This window comes from Pseudaminobacter sp. Soil_N_29 (assembly GCF_057656055.1).
In genome coordinates this window covers 130,014-146,331 of sequence record NZ_JBDGLC010000009.1, presented here as the reverse complement: position 1 = coordinate 146,331, position 16,318 = coordinate 130,014, and the positions used below count along the sequence as shown (strand labels likewise).

The 16,318-nt window shown below is 65.4% G+C and carries 18 protein-coding genes; 9 read left to right on the top strand and 9 right to left on the bottom strand.

Annotation, left to right across the window (positions count from 1 at the left end; all coding sequences use genetic code 11):
* The first annotated feature begins 161 nt into the window (after positions 1-161).
* Together AC3A4H_RS19870 and AC3A4H_RS19865 are read left to right on the top strand one after the other, a co-directional pair.
* Positions 162-1,316, top strand: coding sequence for a D-alanyl-D-alanine carboxypeptidase family protein (locus tag AC3A4H_RS19870; RefSeq protein ID WP_487768253.1), 1,155 nt, complete (start codon positions 162-164; stop codon positions 1,314-1,316).
* Positions 1,317-1,318: 2 nt separating this feature from the next.
* Entirely contained in the window at positions 1,319-2,437 is a 1,119-nt protein-coding gene (locus tag AC3A4H_RS19865) for a CobW family GTP-binding protein (protein WP_487768252.1), read from the top strand.
* A 28-nt stretch (positions 2,438-2,465) separates the two neighbouring features.
* On the opposite strand, the gene AC3A4H_RS19860 is transcribed toward AC3A4H_RS19865, so the two are convergent.
* From AC3A4H_RS19860 to AC3A4H_RS19840, 5 genes are all read right to left on the bottom strand, one after another.
* Entirely contained in the window at positions 2,466-2,702 is a 237-nt protein-coding gene (locus tag AC3A4H_RS19860) for a sulfurtransferase TusA family protein (RefSeq protein WP_487768251.1), read from the bottom strand.
* Positions 2,703-2,713: 11 nt separating this feature from the next.
* Positions 2,714-4,021 (bottom strand): L,D-transpeptidase family protein, encoded by a 1,308-nt coding sequence (locus tag AC3A4H_RS19855; RefSeq protein WP_487768250.1) that lies wholly within the window; start codon positions 4,019-4,021, stop codon positions 2,714-2,716.
* Positions 4,022-4,295: 274 nt separating this feature from the next.
* Entirely contained in the window at positions 4,296-5,246 is a 951-nt protein-coding gene (locus AC3A4H_RS19850) for an acetyl-CoA carboxylase carboxyltransferase subunit alpha (RefSeq protein WP_487768249.1), read from the bottom strand.
* An 87-nt stretch (positions 5,247-5,333) separates the two neighbouring features.
* Entirely contained in the window at positions 5,334-6,257 is a 924-nt protein-coding gene (locus tag AC3A4H_RS19845) for a site-specific tyrosine recombinase XerD (RefSeq protein ID WP_487768248.1), read from the bottom strand.
* A 7-nt stretch (positions 6,258-6,264) separates the two neighbouring features.
* The gene (locus AC3A4H_RS19840) at positions 6,265-6,414 is read right to left on the bottom strand and encodes a histidine kinase (RefSeq protein ID WP_348780339.1); all 150 of its coding nucleotides are present in this window, start codon (positions 6,412-6,414) and stop codon (positions 6,265-6,267) included.
* 115 nt (positions 6,415-6,529) lie between these two features.
* On the opposite strand from AC3A4H_RS19840, the gene AC3A4H_RS19835 reads away from it, so the two are divergent.
* From AC3A4H_RS19835 to AC3A4H_RS19825, 3 genes are read left to right on the top strand one after another with little or no spacing between them, the layout of a single operon-like run.
* Entirely contained in the window at positions 6,530-7,138 is a 609-nt protein-coding gene (locus AC3A4H_RS19835) for a shikimate kinase (RefSeq protein WP_487768247.1), read from the top strand.
* Positions 7,135-8,256: a 3-dehydroquinate synthase gene (aroB, locus tag AC3A4H_RS19830; protein ID WP_487768246.1), complete on the top strand. Its 1,122-nt coding sequence runs from the start codon at positions 7,135-7,137 to the stop codon at positions 8,254-8,256. Before AC3A4H_RS19835 ends, aroB begins: the two co-directional genes overlap by 4 nt.
* Complete coding sequence (locus AC3A4H_RS19825; RefSeq protein ID WP_487768245.1) at positions 8,253-9,551, top strand: HlyC/CorC family transporter; 1,299 nt, start codon at positions 8,253-8,255, stop codon at positions 9,549-9,551. Before aroB ends, AC3A4H_RS19825 begins: the two co-directional genes overlap by 4 nt.
* Here AC3A4H_RS19825 and AC3A4H_RS19820 read toward each other — a convergent pair.
* The 4 genes from AC3A4H_RS19820 to AC3A4H_RS19805 all read right to left on the bottom strand — a co-directional run bounded on the left by AC3A4H_RS19820 (position 9,496) and on the right by AC3A4H_RS19805 (position 11,506).
* Positions 9,496-10,209, bottom strand: a complete 714-nt coding sequence (locus tag AC3A4H_RS19820) for an aquaporin (RefSeq protein WP_348780444.1) — start codon at positions 10,207-10,209, stop codon at positions 9,496-9,498. The two genes, AC3A4H_RS19825 and AC3A4H_RS19820, sit on opposite strands and share 56 nt — an antisense overlap.
* On the bottom strand, positions 10,209-10,736 hold the full coding sequence (locus tag AC3A4H_RS19815; protein WP_487768244.1) for an arsenate reductase ArsC: 528 nt from the start codon (positions 10,734-10,736) through the stop codon (positions 10,209-10,211). The genes AC3A4H_RS19820 and AC3A4H_RS19815 overlap by 1 nt, the downstream gene beginning before the upstream one ends.
* Positions 10,733-11,086: an ArsR/SmtB family transcription factor gene (locus AC3A4H_RS19810; RefSeq protein ID WP_487768243.1), complete on the bottom strand. Its 354-nt coding sequence runs from the start codon at positions 11,084-11,086 to the stop codon at positions 10,733-10,735. Before AC3A4H_RS19810 ends, AC3A4H_RS19815 begins: the two co-directional genes overlap by 4 nt.
* A gap of 117 nt (positions 11,087-11,203) precedes the next feature.
* Positions 11,204-11,506 (bottom strand): BolA family protein, encoded by a 303-nt coding sequence (locus AC3A4H_RS19805; RefSeq protein ID WP_487768242.1) that lies wholly within the window; start codon positions 11,504-11,506, stop codon positions 11,204-11,206.
* Positions 11,507-11,669: 163 nt separating this feature from the next.
* Between AC3A4H_RS19805 and AC3A4H_RS19800 the strand changes: the two genes are divergently transcribed.
* From AC3A4H_RS19800 to AC3A4H_RS19785, 4 genes are all read left to right on the top strand, one after another.
* Positions 11,670-12,281, top strand: a complete 612-nt coding sequence (locus AC3A4H_RS19800; RefSeq protein WP_348780346.1) for a J domain-containing protein — start codon at positions 11,670-11,672, stop codon at positions 12,279-12,281.
* A gap of 119 nt (positions 12,282-12,400) precedes the next feature.
* Positions 12,401-13,387 carry a cobaltochelatase subunit CobS gene (cobS, locus tag AC3A4H_RS19795; protein ID WP_348780347.1) on the top strand — a complete coding sequence of 329 codons (987 nt, stop codon included), beginning with the start codon at positions 12,401-12,403 and terminating at the stop codon, positions 13,385-13,387.
* Positions 13,388-13,391: 4 nt separating this feature from the next.
* The gene (cobT, locus tag AC3A4H_RS19790) at positions 13,392-15,287 is read left to right on the top strand and encodes a cobaltochelatase subunit CobT (RefSeq protein WP_487768241.1); all 1,896 of its coding nucleotides are present in this window, start codon (positions 13,392-13,394) and stop codon (positions 15,285-15,287) included.
* A complete protein-coding gene (locus AC3A4H_RS19785; RefSeq protein WP_487768240.1) occupies positions 15,284-16,306 on the top strand; it encodes an esterase-like activity of phytase family protein in 1,023 nt (340 codons plus the stop codon). The genes cobT and AC3A4H_RS19785 overlap by 4 nt, the downstream gene beginning before the upstream one ends.
* The last annotated feature ends 12 nt before the right edge of the window (positions 16,307-16,318 follow it).

Here is a 16,318-nt window from a genome sequence, read left to right as displayed (position 1 = left end):
GATCGCATACGCTTTGCCATCTTGAGGTCACATAGGCTAAATAGCACGCAGGGCGCGCGGTCCGGGGCATCTCAACTCAATTCCCGCGCTTTTCGAGACCCGATCCGAAAATCTTAAGGACCCCGAGGCGGATACGGCAAGAGGCGAATTCGGAATTAACCATGCGGCATCTCTTTTTATCAAAAGGACTTTTCGCGGGTCTGGTCGTACTTGGCGCCTCGGTGGCCGGACCGGCGGGAGCCAATCCGTCGATTCTGTTCGACGTGAAGACGGGCCAGGTGCTGGAGCATGAGGAGGCGTTCAGGCGCTGGCATCCGGCATCGCTGACCAAGATGATGACCGCCTATGTCGCCTTCCGCGCGATCAATGCCGGGGAATTGACCCTGCAGTCGCCGATCAAGATCACCAAGATTTCCGCGGCCGAACCGCCGAGCAAGATGGGCTACAAGCCGGGCTCGGTGATGACGCTGGACAACGCCTTGAAGATGATGCTGGGCAAGTCGGCCAACGACATTGCCGCCGCCATCGGCGAGAACGTCGGCGGCACGCTGCCCGCCTTCGCCGGCCGCATGAATGCGGAAGCGCAGCGGCTGGGCATGACCGGCAGCCACTTCACCAACCCCAACGGGCTGCACGACCCCGAGAACTACACCACCGCGCGCGACATGGCGCTGCTGGTGCGGGCGATCCGGCTCGAGTTCCCGCAATATGGCTCCTATTTCACGATCGAGGGCCTGACCACCAACGGCAAGAACAGGATACGCGGCTTCAACCCGCTTCTCGGGCGCTTTGCCGGCGCCGACGGCATGAAGACGGGCTTCGTCTGCGCTTCCGGCTACAATCTCGCCGGCTCGGCCACGCGCGACGGGCGCACGCTTGCGGCGGTGGTTCTGGGCGAGCGCACGCCGTGGGGCCGCGCCGACCGGGCGGCAGACCTTCTGGGCCAGGGTTTTTCCACCGCGGCCAGCGGAAGCGTGACGCTGGGCACCTTGCAGCCCTATGGCGAGAACCTGACGACGCCGACCGACATGCGCGAAATCGTCTGCAGCAAGGCGGGCGCCTCGGAGCGCTCCGACGGGCTCGACGCCAACGGCAAGCCGAAGTTCAAGTCGCCCTACATGGCGGAGCTGAATCGCGACCTGCAGTTCGTGCGGGTGGGGCTGGGCGGCGCGACCGGCCCGGCGCCGGCGGCCTTTGCCGCGATCGACGCCAAGAACAACCAGGCCAACGTGCCGATACCGACCTGGCGGCCCGACAGGCCGGCGCCGACAGCGCCGGTGGCGGCGCAGGGCGACGCCGCGAGCCGGCCGCAATAGCCATGCAACACCTCAACCCAATTCCCGTGTCGGTACTGACCGGCTTTCTCGGCGCCGGCAAGACCACGCTGCTCAACCGGCTCCTGAAAGACCCGGCGCTTACCGACACCGCCGTCATCATCAACGAATTCGGCGACGTCGCCATCGACCACCTGCTGGTGGAACAGGCATCCGACGGCGTCATCCAGCTCTCGGACGGCTGCCTGTGCTGCACGGTGCGCGGCGAACTGGTCGACACGCTGGCCGACCTCGTCGACCGGCTGCAGACCGGCCGCATCGCGAAGCTGAAGCGGGTGATCATCGAGACCACCGGCCTGGCCGACCCGGCGCCGGTGCTGCAATCCATCATGGGCCACCCGGCCCTGGTGCAGGCGTTCCGGCTCGACGGCGTCATCACGCTGGTGGATGCGGTGAATGGCGAAGCGACGCTCGACGCGCATGTGGAGGCGGTGAAGCAGGTGGCCGTGGCCGACCGGCTGGTGATCACCAAGACCGACCTGGCGGACGCCGCCACCGCGCTCGAGGCACTGAAGGCGCGGCTCGGCCGCATCAATCCGTCCGCGCCGCAGCTCGACGTCTCGGACGAGGCCACCGGCGTGGCCGCGCTGTTCGAATGCGGGCTCTACGATCCGGAGACAAAGACGGCCGATGTGCGCCGCTGGCTGGGCGAAGAGGCGGCGCATGGCTCGCATGACCATTGCGGGCACGACCACGACCACGGCCATGACCACCACCATCACCACCACGACGGGCGCGTGCGCTCCTTCAGCCTGGTGCATGACGGGCCGGTGCCCTATGCGGCGATCGAGATGTTCCTCGACTTGCTGCGCTCGACCCATGGTGAGCGGCTTTTGCGCATGAAGGGCGTCATCGAACTGGCGGAGGACCCCGCGCGGCCGCTGGTGGTGCACGGCGTGCAGAAGATCCTGCATCCGCCCGCGCGCCTGCCTTTCTGGCCCGACGAGCGACGCGGAACGCGGCTGGTGCTGATCACGCTGGACATGCCGGAAGACTATGTGCAGCGGCTGTTTTCCGCCATCACCAACCGGCCGGCCATCGATACGCCCGACCGCGCTGCGATCGAGGACAACCCGCTGGCGATTGCGGGCATGCGCCGGTAAGCGGCGTCTTCACGTCGGGAAAATTGGGCTACCCGGCCCCGCGCTCGACCAGAAAACGGTGGCCGCCGGGTTGCGCTTGGGCTTCCACCAGGCGGTGGCCGCTTTCCGTGCAGAAGGCTGGAATGTCGATGACCGCCAGAGGATCGGTGGTTTCGAGCCACAGAAGGCTTCCCGGGGCCATTGCGGCCAGGCGCTTGCGCGCCTTCAGGACGGGGAGGGGGCAGTTCAGCCCCTTGAGATCGTAGACGTCCGCAGCGCTTGTCACGAAGCCAGCCTTCAGCCTCCGAAGAGGCTGGCCATGCGCTTGCGCACGCCGCCCAGAAGGCCGGGCTTTTCGGCAGTAGCGCCCTCGTCGGCCGGCGCGGCCGCGACCTGGCTGGCGTCAGGCGAGGCGGTCGGCGCCGGCGCGGGGCCGGCCTTGGCAAGTGCTTCAGCCGCAGCCTTTTCAGCCTTGGCGAGAGCGATCGCTGTCGCCTTTTCCTCGGCCGCGCGCTTCTTCTCTTCGGCCAGCCGCTTCTTTTCCGCCTCGGCTGCCTCGAGGGCTGCCATGCGGCGGCCGGCGGGAGAGTCGATGCGGCCCATCTGGCTCGTCACCTTGACGCTGCCGTCCGGCTCGAGTGACGGCGGCTCGACCGGCACGCGCTCGCCGCGTGCCCGCTTGCGGGTCCAGTCCGAAACGATGGTGGCTTCGTTGAGGCCGGCGATGGTGGGTGCGGGCTCCGGGGTCGAGCTCTTGATGGCGCTGGTAAAGGCCTTCTCGTAGTCCGAAATGTAGCTCTGATAGGCCATCTTCAGCGAATCGGGCATTGTCGAGGCCGGGCAGGCGCCGGTCGGCGAGAAGGCGGCGCCGTTCTCGGGAATCTGGTTGAAGACGTAGCGCTTCTCGCAGACATCGACCTTGGGCGGCACTTTGGTGATCTCGAACTGGTCGTAGCCTTCCTTCAGCATCTTCCAGAACTCGTAGTTCGGGTCGTCGCGATAGCGCGCCATGTTGGCTGCCGTCATGCGGAAGGGGAAAGCCTGTACCTGGAACTCGGTCTGGCCGCCGGAGAAGGCATCGCGGCCGAAGGCGTAAATCTGCTCGATCTGGGCATCGGTCATGGAATAGCAGCCCGACGAGGAGCAAGCGCCATGCACCATCAGGTTGGAGCCGGTGCGGCCGTTGGCCCGGTCATAGGCGTTGGGGTAGCCGATGTTGAAAGCGAGGTAAAACTGCGAGTTCGGCTTCATCTGCCACGGGCGCACCGTGTAGAAGCCCTCGGGCGCCTGGCGGTCGCCCTCGATGAATTTCGGCCCGAGCTTGCCCGACCATTTGCAGATGTCGTAGCTGGCGATGATGTCGTAGCGCCCGTTGGACTTCTGCTTCCAGATTTCCAGCTTGCCTTCTTCCTTGAAGATGCGCGCCAGCACCGGCGAGGTGCGCGGCATGTCCTTGGCCTTCATCTCGGCCAGGATTTTTTGCGGAATGTGCAGCTCGCCCTTGGCCGTCAAACCCTCGAAGGTGGACTGGGATTCATTGCAGCCGGCCACGGCGAGCGCGGCGACCAGCAGACCAGAACGAGCGATACTGGCGAGTTTCGGCATCAAATGTCGTCTTCGTTTCCGTCGGTTACGGCGGGAACTGCAATCCCCTGCCGACCTATGTTCAGGCTCGAACATAAACCGTTAACCTTGCGAATTGATTACCGCAAGGGTTAACGGCGCCTGGCGACAGATGGCCGTTTGACGAAAGAGTGGCGGCAATTTTGTGGCAGGAATGGGCAATGCGCCGCCATCTGCCCCATTCGCTCCACGAAATGGTCCCAATGCGAGCGCTACGGCTGCACCGAGAAGGGCAGCCGTGCCGGCCGAAAAACCGTCAGAGGCTGCGGCCGATGGCGAGATACTTGTCGCGGCGCTGTTCGCGGAAGTCGACGGGGTTGGCGGCAAAATCCGCCAGCGTCCGGGCGATCAGATCGCCTGCGGCCTGGATCACCGTTTCCGGCCCGCGGTGGGCGCCGCCCAGCGGCTCGGGAATGATGGCGTCGATGACCTTGAGCGCCAGCAGGTCCTGCGCGGTGATCTTCATGTTGGTGGCGGCGTCCCTCGAGCGCGTGGTGTCGCGCCACAGGATGGAGGCAGCACCTTCCGGCGAGATCACCGAATAGATCGCGTGCTCGAGCATGAAGACGCGGTTGGCGGTAGCGATCGCGATGGCGCCACCGGAGCCGCCTTCGCCGATCACCACCGAGATCGACGGCACCTTGAGCGACAGGCAGGCGGAGGTGGAGCGGGCAATGGCTTCGGCCTGGCCGCGCTCTTCCGCGCCGACGCCGGGATAGGCGCCGGCGGTGTCCACCAGCGTCACCACGGGGAGGGAGAACCGGTCGGCCAGTTCCATGATGCGCACGGCCTTGCGGTAGCCCTCGGGCCGCGGCGAGCCGAAATTATGCGCCAGGCGGCTCTTTGTGTCGGAGCCCTTTTCCTGGCCCATGACCGCGACGGGCTGACCGCGGAAGCGGGCGAAGCCGCCGACGATGGCCTTGTCCTCGCCGAAGGTGCGGTCGCCGGCAAGCGGCGTGAACTCGGTGAACAGCGCGTCGATATAATCCAGGCAGTGCGGGCGGTCGGGGTGGCGGGCCACCTGCACCTTCTGCCACGGCGTCAGCGACTTGTAGATGTCGCGAAGCGCATCGCGCGAGCGCTTTTCCAGCCGGGCGATCTCCTCGGCCACGTCCACGGCCTCGCCGTTCTCGGCAAGCTTCTTGAGCTCCAGGATCTTGCCTTCGAGATCCGCGACGGGTTTTTCGAAATCGAGGTAATTGTACATGCGTGAGCTGACCGATACGCCTGAAGAAAAGACCGCCGACGCCTCGAAAGATAGGCCGGCGCCGCGAAAACTTGCCTTCACATAACCTCAGCGCCCTTCATCGGCAAGCGGATGATGGTCGTTGACCAGTCGCACCAGCCGTTCTTCGAGCACATGGGTGTAGATCTGGGTGGTGGAAATATCGGAATGGCCGAGCAGTTGCTGCACCGCGCGCAGGTCGGCGCCATTCTGCAACAGGTGGCTGGCAAAGGCGTGGCGCAGCACGTGCGGCGAGATCTTGGCCGCAGGAATGCCGGCGCGGGCGGCCAGCCCCTTCAGCTCGCGGGCGAAGACCTGGCGGGGCAGGTAGCCGCTCTGGGACGCGGCCGGAAACAGGTAAGGGCTTTCCGCCAGCGCCGGATCGCTGTCGCGCTCGGCAAGCCAGGCGCTCATCGCCGCGCGCGCCTTGCCCGACAGCGGCACCATGCGCTCCTTGTTGCCCTTGCCGCGCACGATGAAGAAGCGCTCGTCGCGCAGGGCGACCGTTACCGGCAGGGCCACCAGCTCGGAAACGCGCAGGCCCGTGGCGTAGAGCACCTCGACCAGCGCATGCATGCGCCGCGCCGAAATGCGGGCGCTGTCGCCGAGCGAGGCGTCGGCGGATTCCGCCGCTGCCCGGTCGAGCAGGCGGCCGGTTTCGGCCTCGCTCATGATCTTGGGCAGCGAACGGTCCTTCCTGGGGCTATCGAGCGTGCCGGTGGGGTCGTCGGGGCGCAGGCCCTCGGCATAGAGGAACTTGTAGAACTGGCGCAGCGCCGATAGCCGGCGCGCCTGCGAGCTGGCGGCAAAGCCGCGCGAGGCGATTTCGCCGAGATAGGAGCGTATGGCCGCCGCATCCGCGCCGGCAAGGTCGCCGACATGCTCGGCCGCGTCTTCCAGGTCGCGCCGATAGGACGCCAGCGTGTTGTCGGCAGCACCGCGCTCGGCGCTCATCATTTCCAGGAACGCCTCGATGCGCGCGCCGCTTTTCATCGTCGCGTCACTTCTTGGGATTGAGCTTGTCGGCCGGGATGCGGATGGTGATTTCGCCGCGCTTGGGCTGCACGAAGGTGACGAGCGCGAACATCGCGCCATAGGCGAGACCCGCCAGGACGCCAAGCGTCACGAGAAACCTGAATAAGGTCGGCATTTTTCGGTTGCGCCCCGTCTCTGCTCGTCCATCCCGTTATGGGTCCGTACGGATGTCATTTCAAGGGTACTTCGAAGCCTTGACGTGTCAGGTATTTTCATGTCGAAACGCCAGCATGACGAGCGAAACGCCCCACGACACGGCCGACAAACATGCGGAGCTGCTGCAGCGGCTCGGCAAGCGTTCGATTGTGTTCGTCGGCCTGATGGGTGCGGGCAAGACCGTGATCGGTCGCAAGGTGGCGGCGGCGCTGGACCTGCCCTTTATCGACAGCGACCATGAGATCGAAACCGTTTCGCGCATGACGGTTCCAGAGCTGTTCCAGCGTTATGGCGAGCCGGAGTTTCGCGCGCTGGAACAGCGTGTCATCCAGCGGGTTCTGGAGAGCGGCCCGCAGGTGCTTTCCACCGGCGGCGGCGCTTTCATGAACGCGCAGACGCGCGGCCTGATACTCGATCAGGGTGTCTCGGTATGGCTCAAGGCCGATATCGACACGCTCATGGAGCGGGTAGGAAAGAAGCCGACTCGGCCGTTGCTGCAGGGGCCCGATCCCCGCGGCGTGATGCAGCGGCTGATGGCCGAGCGCTATCCCGTCTACACGACGGCGGATGTGACGGTGCTGACGCGCGACGAGCGCAAGGAGGTCATCGCCGACGAGGTGATCGCAGCGCTGGACGAATATTTGGGCGGACAGGGCCGGGGCGCCCGGGAGAATGCGATATGACGGGCAGCGACACGGTCAAGGTCGAGGTGGGGCTGGGCGAGCGGGCCTATGACATCCTGATCGGCTCGGGGCTGGTCGCTCGCGCCGGCGCCGAGATCGCGGCGCGACTGCCCGGCGTCCGGGTGGCGATCGTCACCGACGAGAATGTTGCGCGGGCGCATCTCGATGCGCTGACGAATTCGCTGGAGAAGTCCGGTATCTTGTCGACCGCGATCGTGCTGCCGGCCGGCGAGAAGACAAAGAGCTTCGCCCATTTGCAGCAGGTGGTCGACGGCGTTCTGGCCGCGCGGCTGGAGCGGCGCGATGCGGTGGTGGCGCTCGGCGGCGGCGTGATCGGCGATCTTGCCGGTTTCGCCTCAGGCATCGTGCGCCGCGGCATGAATTTCGTGCAGGTGCCCACCTCTCTGCTGGCGCAGGTCGATTCGTCGGTCGGCGGCAAGACCGGCATCAACAGCACGCATGGCAAGAACCTCGTCGGCGTCTTCCATCAGCCGCGGCTGGTGCTGGCCGATACCGACGTGCTCGACACGCTGCCAGCCCGCGAATTCCGCGCCGGCTATGCCGAGGTCGCCAAATACGGCCTGATCGACCGGCCGGATTTCTTCGCCTGGCTGGAAAAGAACTGGCAGGACGTTTTTGCCGGCGGGCCGGCGCGCGCGGAGGCCATCGCCGAATCGTGCCGAGCCAAGGCCGACGTGGTGGCCCGCGACGAGTTCGAGACGGGTTATCGCGCGCTACTCAATCTCGGCCACACTTTCGGCCACGCGCTGGAGGCGGCGACAAATTATGACGGCACGCGCCTGGTGCATGGCGAAGGCGTGGCCATCGGCATGGCGCTGGCGCACCGTTTCTCCGCGCGCATGAATCTCTGCTCGCCCGACGATGCTGCTCGCGTGGAAGCGCATCTGCAAGCGGTCGGCCTGCCGTGGCGCATGGCCGATATTCCGGGAGAATTGCCCGACGCAGAGCGGCTTCTGGAGTATATTGCGCAGGACAAGAAGGTGTCGCGCGGCGCGCTGACCTTCATCCTGACGCGCGGCATCGGCAAGTCGTTCATTGCCAAGGACGTGCCGGCTGCCGAGGTGCTGGCCTTCCTGAAGGAGAATCATCCCGGATGAATTGGGATATCTGGATTACGGTCGGCATCATCCTCGTACTCCTGGTCCTGTCCTTTTTCTTCTCCGGGGCCGAAACCAGCATGACGGGCTCGTCTCGCGCGCGACTCCATTCGCTGGGTGCCGCCGGTGACAAGCGCGCCGGGCTGGTGCAGCGGCTGCTGGAGCGCAAGGATCGACTGGTGGGCGCGCTGCTCATCGGCAACAACCTGGTCAACATCCTGGCTTCGGCGCTGGCCACCAGCCTGTTTTTGGAGCTCTTCGGCGCCAAGGGCGTCGCCTACGCCACCGCAGTCATGACGGTGATGCTGGTGATCTTCTCCGAGATCCTGCCCAAGAGCTGGGCGCTGGCGCGGCCGGAGCAGTTTGCGCTGCGGGTGGCGCCTTTCGCGCGGCTGGCGGTGCTGGTGTTCGGCTATCTGTCGGTGGCGGCAAACTGGGCCGTGCGCATGCTGCTGTGGCTGTTCGGCGTGAGCCTGTCGAGCGACAAGCCGCTTCTGTCGGCGCATGACGAATTGCGCGGCACGGTGGCGGTGCTGCATCGCGAGGGCGGCGTGGTCAAGCAGGATCGCGACCGCATGGGCGGCCTGCTGGACCTGCATGAGCTGGAAGTCTCCGACGTCATGGTGCACCGCACCAACATGCGCTCGGTGAATGTCGAAAACCCGCCCGAGACGGTGGTGCGCGAGATTTTGCAGAGCCCGCATACGCGCATGCCGTTGTGGCGCGGCGCCTCCGACAACATCGTCGGCGTGCTGCACGCCAAGGATCTGCTGCGCGCGCTGGAGGAAGTCGGCAACGACTTTTCCAGGATCGACCTGCTGAAGATCGCCTCGAAGCCCTGGTTCGTGCCCGACACGACTTCGCTTCAGGATCAGCTCAGTGCCTTCCTGCGCCGCAAGGCCCATTTCGCCCTCGTCGTCGACGAATATGGCGAGCTGGAAGGGCTGGTGACGCTGGAGGACATCATCGAGGAGATCGTCGGCGAGATTGCCGACGAGCACGATGTCGACGTGCAGGGCGTGCGCCAGGAATCCGACGGCTCAATAGTGGTCGACGGCTCGGTGCCGATCCGCGACCTCAACCGTGCGCTGGACTGGAACCTGCCCGACGAGGAGGCGACCACCATCGCTGGTCTGGTCATCCATGAGACGCAGTCGATCCCGGAAGAGAAGCAGGCCTTCACCTTCCACGGCAAGCGTTTCATCGTGATGAAGCGCGACAAGAACCGCATCACCCGCATCAGGATCCGGCCTGCGGAGCCCCTGACCCAGCCGATACCGCGTCCTCCTCAATAGGCGCCGGCCATAGGAGCATGCTGGCCGCGGCCGCGGCGAACGCGCCGATGCATTGCGCGGCGACGAAGGCCGGGACGTCTGCTGGCGCAATCCCGGCGAACGTATCGGATAGGGCGCGCGCGACCGTCACCGCTGGATTGGCGAAGGATGTCGAGGCGGTGAACCAGTATGCGGCGGTGATGTAGAGGCCGACCGCGAAAGGCACGGCGGCGGGCGTGCGCGCCGCGCAGCCGAATATGGCCAGGACCAGCCCGAAAGTGGCGATTGCCTCTGCGAGCCATTGGCCGGTTCCGGTGCGCGCCGTCATCGACACCTGCAAAAGCGGAAGCTCGAACATCATGTGGGCGGCCCACACGCCGAGAACCGCCCCGCCCAGTTGGGCCAAAATATAGGGCGCGCAGTCCGACAGCGCGAAGCGCCGGCGCAGGGCTAGGGCAAAGCTGACGACAGGATTGAAATGGGCGCCTGAAACAGGTCCGAAGATCAGGATGAGCACCACCAGCATCGCGCCGGTCGGCAAGGTGTTGCCAAGCAGCGCCAGGGCCGCGTTGCCGCCGGCGAGCCTGGAGGCCATGATCCCGGAGCCGACGACAGTCGCCAGCAGCAGCGCCGTTCCCAGCGCTTCGGCGAGCAGGCGACGGGCGAGAGGCTCGCGCATCATGAGTTCTCGGCCGTCTTTGCCGAGGCGCCTTCCAGCCTGCCGATCTCGGTCAGGTGGCTGGCAAGCGCCATGCGGTCGAGGCTGGACAGCGGCAGCGCGATGAAAGCGGAGATGCGGTTTTTCATGTGCTTGAAGGCGGTGACGAAGGCCGTCTCCTTCTCGAGTTCGGTGCCTTCGGCATGAGCCGGGTCGTCGATGCCCCAGTGGGCAGTGGCCGGATGGCCGGGCCAGACCGGGCATGCTTCGCCCGCGGCGCTGTCGCAGACGGTGAAGATGAAATCCATCTGCGGCGCGCCGGGGGCGGCCAACTCGTCCCAGTTCTTCGACCTCAATCCGTCGGTGGGATAGCCGTAGCTTTCGAGCACCTTGAAGGCGAGCGGATGCACGGCGCCCTTGGGCTGACTGCCCGCTGAGAAGGCGTTGAAGTGCGGTGCGCCGTCCTTGCGCAGGATGCTCTCGGCAAGGATGGAGCGGGCGCTGTTGCCAGTGCACAGGAAAAGCACGTTGTAGGGCCGGTTGGTCATGGCATGGCTCGTGCGGGAGGGTTGCAGGGGGCGAGGTCAACGGACAAGGGGATACAAACCTCAGGGCTGCCGCCGCAGCAGTCCTTCACCAGGAGAAGCACCGTCTCGCGCAACCTTTCGATGCCGGCCCGGTAGATTACCGAGCGCCCCTGGCGCTCGCTCGTTGCCAGCCCGGCGCGCGCGAGAATGGCGAGATGAGCCGAAAGAGTATTTTGGGGGACGGCCAGCACGCGGGCCAGTTCGCCGGCAGCGATTCCGTTGGGCTCGGCAGCGACCAGCCTGCGGAAGGCGTCGAGCCGGGTCGGCTGGGCAAGGGCCGAAAGCGCGTCGATTGTACGTTGGTCATCCATAAATCCAGAATAGTGGATATGTATGACAACCGCGTGACATAGGCCCGGTTGGGGGCCAGCGTGGCGCAGGCAGTTCGGAACCGAAGTTGGTGCCTCGCCCGCGCCGGTCCGAATGTCTTACCAGCGCGTCTTTTCGCCGGGCGCGGCAGGCTCGATCGCCAGCGCATGCACGCCGGCCTTCAGCTCGTCGGCCAGCAATTCGTTGACCGAGCGATGGCGCTCAATGCGGCTCATTCCCTCGAACTTGTCGGAAACAATGCGGATGCGGAAATGCGTCTCACCCGTGCCGTCATAGGTCACGTGGTGGCCTGATTCTTCGTGATGATGCCCGGCATGGAGATGGCTTTCGTCGACGACCTCCAGGCGTTGCGGCTGGAAGGCATTCTTCAGCTTGGTTTCCATCGTCGTCTTCATGGACATTGCCATCTCCTTTGCCCACATATGTCACGTTCACCCAATATAAGTGTCGCAAGCGCCGATTGGCGGTCTATCGACCGTTCACCGTCGATTCAGCGGTTAGGGTGATGATTGTCGAAATGTCAATTCTTGTTTCCGTGGGGGGAAATCCCCTAAATGGGCCGACATGAAACCCTATCCGAAATATTTCGAGAAGATCCGCGTGCGCCCGGACCCGCAGGCCGAGGCCAAGGCGCATGCGCCGATCTGCCAGTGGGACGGCTGCCAGGAAGCCGGAACCCACCGCGCGCCTGTGGGGCGGATGCGGGAAGGCGAGTATTTCCGGTTCTGCTTCGAGCACGTGCGCGAATACAACAAGGGTTTCAACTATTTTTCCGGCCTGGCCGACAGCGAGATCGCCCGCTTCCAGAAAGAGGCGCTGACCGGTCACCGCCCGACCTGGACCATGGGCACCAATAGCAGCTACCGCTCCGCGCCGGAGATGGCACAGCACCGCTCGGGGCGTGCCGGCTACTATCGCAACATCCGCGATCCGTTCAACATGTTCGGCAGCGACACCGCCGCCCCACGCCAGCGCAAGGCCAGGCCCCTTGAGGCCAAGGCGCTGGAAACGCTTGGCCTTACCGCAAAGGCGACTGGAACCGAGATCAAGGCGCGCTATAAGGAACTCGTGAAACGCCACCATCCGGATGCCAATGGTGGAGACAGGGGTTCGGAAGATCGATTCCGCGATGTGCTTCAGGCGTATCGCGTGCTCAAGCAAGCCGGCTTGTGTTGAGCGACAGGTTTGAACGAGCGTTCCGCTACGGCTTTCGCCCGAAAGGAAAAAGCTCTAAGACCGCTCCCGAACAAGGCTAGAATGACGGCGGAAGATTTGCTTCCGCGCGTGGAGATGTGATGAACAAGGTCGAACGCGACATCGCAAACCTGCCCGATACGACTGTGTCGGTGAAAGAAAAATTCGGCTTCGAGTCCAAGATGGTTGTGCCCGCCTATTCGGTGGCCACCGAACATGTGCCGGACATCGATCCGGACTATCTGTTCGACCAGCAGACGACGATGGCCATCCTGGCGGGCTTTGCCTATAACCGCCGCGTCATGGTCTCGGGCTATCACGGCACCGGCAAGTCCACCCATATCGAGCAGGTCGCGGCGCGTCTCAACTGGCCTTGCGTGCGCGTGAACCTCGACAGCCATGTCAGCCGTATCGACCTCGTCGGCAAGGACGCCATCGTGGTCAAGGAAGGCATGCAGGTCACCGAATTCCGCGACGGCATCCTGCCCTGGGCCTACCAGCACAATGTCGCGCTGGTGTTCGACGAGTATGACGCCGGCCGCCCCGACGTAATGTTCGTGATCCAGCGCGTGCTGGAATCCTCGGGGCGCCTGACGCTGCTCGACCAGAGCCGCGTCATCCGCCCGCACCCGGCCTTCCGCCTGTTCGCCACCGCCAACACGGTGGGCCTGGGCGACACCACCGGCCTCTATCACGGCACGCAGCAGATCAACCAGGCGCAGATGGACCGCTGGTCGATCGTGACCACGCTGAACTACCTGCCGCATGACAATGAAGTGGCGATCGTGCTGGCCAAGTCGAAGCACTATCGCAACGACAAGGGCCGCGACATCGTCAACAAGATGGTGCGCGTGGCCGACATGACGCGCTCGGCCTTCGTCAATGGCGACCTTTCCACCGTGATGAGCCCGCGCACGGTCATCACCTGGTCGGAGAACGCCGAGATCTTCAACAATGTCGGCTTGGCCTTCCGCCTGACCTTCGTCAACAAGTGCGACGAGCTGGAGCGGCCGATCGTGGCCGAGTTCTACCAGCGCGCCTTCGGCGAGGATCTGCCGGAATCTTCGGCCAACGTCGTTTTGGGATAAGCAGGTGGCGGGTCCGGGCGACAACATACGCGGCAGGTCCAAGGCGGGCGCCGATACGGACGCGTTCAAGCGCGCCGTCACGGTCTGCATGCGTGCCATTTCCGGCGACAATGAGCTCGAGGTCGCCTTTGCCAAGGACCGGCCGGCGCTGGCCGGCAACCGGGCGCGGCTGCCCGAGCTGCCGAAGAAGGCGTCCAAAGCCGACATCGCGATCACGCGCGGCCTTGGCGATTCCATGGCGCTGCGGCGCGCCTGCCACGACAATCGCATCCACACCAGGCTGGCCCCCGAGGGCAAGCAGGCGCGCGCGGTGTTCGATGCCGTCGAGCAGGCCCGCGTCGAGGCCATCGGCAGCCGGGCCATGGCAGGCGTTGCCGACAATATCGGCCAGATGCTCGAGGACAAATACGCCAAGGCCAATCTGGCCGACGTGCGCGAGCAGGCCGACGCGCCGCTCGAGGAAGCCGTGGCACTGCTGGTGCGCGAGAAGCTGACCGGCCGGCCGGCGCCCAAGAGCGGCGAGAAGCTGGTTTCGCTGTGGCGCAACTGGGTGGAAGAAAAGGCCGGCGCCGACCTCGACCACTTGGCCGAGAACCTCAACGACCAGAACGCCTTCGCGCGCGTGGTGCGCGACATGCTGGCCTCGATGAACATGGCCGAGGAACTCGGCGACGAGGAGCAGTCCGAGGAAAGCGAGGACGAGACCGAGGATCAGCCGGAAGGCGGCGAGAAGAGCGAGGAAGCCGGCGAGGAAGACACCGGCTCCGAGCAGTCGCAGCCCGAGGAAACCGAAGCCTCCGAGCAGGACCAGGCCGGCGAGATGGAGGCGGCCGACGCCGACACCGACGAGATGTCGGACGAAGAGGACGCCGACGCCGAGACGCCGGGCGAGGCCCGCCGCAAGGACGACCCCTTCGCCAACCTGCCGCGCGAGATCGACTACAAGGTCTACACCACCGCCTTCGACGAGACGGTGGGCGCCGAGGACCTGTGCGAGGCCGAGGAACTCGACCGCCTGCGGGCCTTCCTCGACAAGCAGCTTGCCAATCTTCAGGGCGTGGTCGGGCGGCTTGCCAACCGGCTGCAGCGCCGCCTGATGGCGCAGCAGAACCGCTCCTGGGACTTCGACCTTGAGGAGGGCTATCTCGATCCCGCGCGCCTGGTGCGCGTCGTCATCGATCCGATGCAGCCGCTGTCCTTCAAGCAGGAGCGCGACACGCAGTTCCGCGACACGGTGGTAACGCTGGTGCTCGACAATTCGGGCTCCATGCGCGGTCGGCCGATCACGGTGGCGGCGACCTGCGCCGACATCCTGGCCCGCACGCTGGAGCGCTGTGGCGTTTCGGTCGAAATCCTCGGTTTCACCACCCGCGCCTGGAAGGGCGGGCAGGCGCGCGAGAAGTGGCTGAAGGACGGCAAGCCGGCAAATCCCGGCCGCCTCAACGACCTGCGCCACATCATCTACAAGAGCGCTGACACGCCCTGGCGGCGCGCGCGGCGCAATCTCGGCCTGATGATGCGTGAGGGCCTGCTGAAGGAGAACATCGACGGCGAGGCGCTGCTGTGGGCGCATCAGCGCCTGATCGCCCGCCCCGAACAGCGCAAGATCCTGATGATGATTTCGGACGGCGCGCCGGTCGACGATTCGACCCTGTCGGTCAATCCGGGCAACTATCTGGAGCGCCACCTGCGCGGGGTGATCGAGCTCATCGAGACGCGCTCGCCGGTGGAGCTGCTGGCCATCGGCATCGGCCATGACGTGACCCGCTACTATCGCCGCGCCGTCACCATCGTCGACGCCGAGGAACTGGCCGGCGCGATGACCGAGCAGCTTGCCTCGCTGTTCGGCGAGGAGACCGTGCGCGAGGTTCGCCGCGGCGGCCGCCGCCGGGCCGGATGAGGCTCTTTCCGGCGCGCTTGCTCGGCCTGTTGCTGGCGGCAGCGCTGAGCGGGGCGGCGATTGTCGCGCCGGCTCAGGCCGAGCCCGCTCCGGTGGAGCGGGCAGAAGTTTCGACCCGGCAGATCACCCAGTTTCACATCGGGCGCAATGAAACCCGCTTCGGCCCGCTGGAATTCGTCGGCGGGTTGGAGATGGTTTCGTCGTCGCGCAACTTCGGCGGCTTTTCGGCCATGCGCTTCCTGACGCCGGGAGGCCGCTTCATCGGCGTGGCCGACACCGGTTTCTGGTTCTTCGGACAGGTGACGCGAGACGCAGAACAACGCCCCACCGGCATTGGCGATTTCCGCATGGTGCAGATGGTGGATGCGGCCGGGCAGCCGATCGACGACAAATGGCGGGTCGATGCCGAGGGGCTGGCGGTGAAGGACGGTGTTGCCACCGTCGGCTTCGAGCGCGATCACCGTGTGGCGCAGTTCCGCATCAAGCCGGACGACATGCGCGCACCGTTTCGGCAGCTCGATTTCCTGGTGCCAAAGCATGAGCTGCGCATGAACCGCAGCTTCGAGACGGTAGCCTATGCGCCGGCCGACAGCGCGCTGAAGGGCGCGCTGGTCGTCGTCACCGAACGCAGCCTCGACAGCCAAGGGAACGTCTTTGCTGCCGTGCTCGACGGGCCGCGCAAGGGCGTCTTCACCGTGGTGCGCAGCGACGGCTTCGACATCACCGACGGCGCATTCCTGCCGAGCGGCGACCTGCTGCTGCTCGAGCGCAGCTTTTCCATGATGCAGGGCGTGAAGATGCGGATCCGCCGCCTTCCGGCTTCCGCCATCGGCAAGGGCAAGGTGGCCGATGGGCCGGTGCTGATGCAGGCCGACATGAACTACCAGATCGACAATATGGAAGCGATGGACGTCTGGCGCCGCGCCGACGGTGCGCTGGTGGTGTCGCTGATGTCGGACGACAACCAGTCAATCCTGCAGCGCAATCTCTATCTGGAGTTCCTGCTGCAGGGGGAGTGAGCGCTTTTCCTC

Excerpts from the sequence above, each read along its gene's own strand:
- AC3A4H_RS19870 (WP_487768253.1), top strand. The coding sequence starts at position 162 with ATGCGGCATCTCTTTTTATCAAAAGGACTTTTCGCGGGTCTGGTCGTA.
- AC3A4H_RS19865 (WP_487768252.1), top strand. The coding sequence starts at position 1,319 with ATGCAACACCTCAACCCAATTCCCGTGTCGGTACTGACCGGCTTTCTC.
- AC3A4H_RS19855 (WP_487768250.1), bottom strand. The coding sequence starts at position 4,021 with ATGCCGAAACTCGCCAGTATCGCTCGTTCTGGTCTGCTGGTCGCCGCG.
- AC3A4H_RS19850 (WP_487768249.1), bottom strand. The coding sequence starts at position 5,246 with ATGTACAATTACCTCGATTTCGAAAAACCCGTCGCGGATCTCGAAGGC.
- AC3A4H_RS19845 (WP_487768248.1), bottom strand. The coding sequence starts at position 6,257 with ATGAAAAGCGGCGCGCGCATCGAGGCGTTCCTGGAAATGATGAGCGCC.
- AC3A4H_RS19840 (WP_348780339.1), bottom strand. The coding sequence starts at position 6,414 with ATGCCGACCTTATTCAGGTTTCTCGTGACGCTTGGCGTCCTGGCGGGT.
- AC3A4H_RS19835 (WP_487768247.1), top strand. The coding sequence starts at position 6,530 with ATGACGAGCGAAACGCCCCACGACACGGCCGACAAACATGCGGAGCTG.
- aroB (WP_487768246.1), top strand. The coding sequence starts at position 7,135 with ATGACGGGCAGCGACACGGTCAAGGTCGAGGTGGGGCTGGGCGAGCGG.
- AC3A4H_RS19825 (WP_487768245.1), top strand. The coding sequence starts at position 8,253 with ATGAATTGGGATATCTGGATTACGGTCGGCATCATCCTCGTACTCCTG.
- AC3A4H_RS19820 (WP_348780444.1), bottom strand. The coding sequence starts at position 10,209 with ATGCGCGAGCCTCTCGCCCGTCGCCTGCTCGCCGAAGCGCTGGGAACG.
- AC3A4H_RS19815 (WP_487768244.1), bottom strand. The coding sequence starts at position 10,736 with ATGACCAACCGGCCCTACAACGTGCTTTTCCTGTGCACTGGCAACAGC.
- AC3A4H_RS19810 (WP_487768243.1), bottom strand. The coding sequence starts at position 11,086 with ATGGATGACCAACGTACAATCGACGCGCTTTCGGCCCTTGCCCAGCCG.
- AC3A4H_RS19805 (WP_487768242.1), bottom strand. The coding sequence starts at position 11,506 with ATGTCCATGAAGACGACGATGGAAACCAAGCTGAAGAATGCCTTCCAG.
- AC3A4H_RS19800 (WP_348780346.1), top strand. The coding sequence starts at position 11,670 with ATGAAACCCTATCCGAAATATTTCGAGAAGATCCGCGTGCGCCCGGAC.
- cobS (WP_348780347.1), top strand. The coding sequence starts at position 12,401 with ATGAACAAGGTCGAACGCGACATCGCAAACCTGCCCGATACGACTGTG.
- AC3A4H_RS19785 (WP_487768240.1), top strand. The coding sequence starts at position 15,284 with ATGAGGCTCTTTCCGGCGCGCTTGCTCGGCCTGTTGCTGGCGGCAGCG.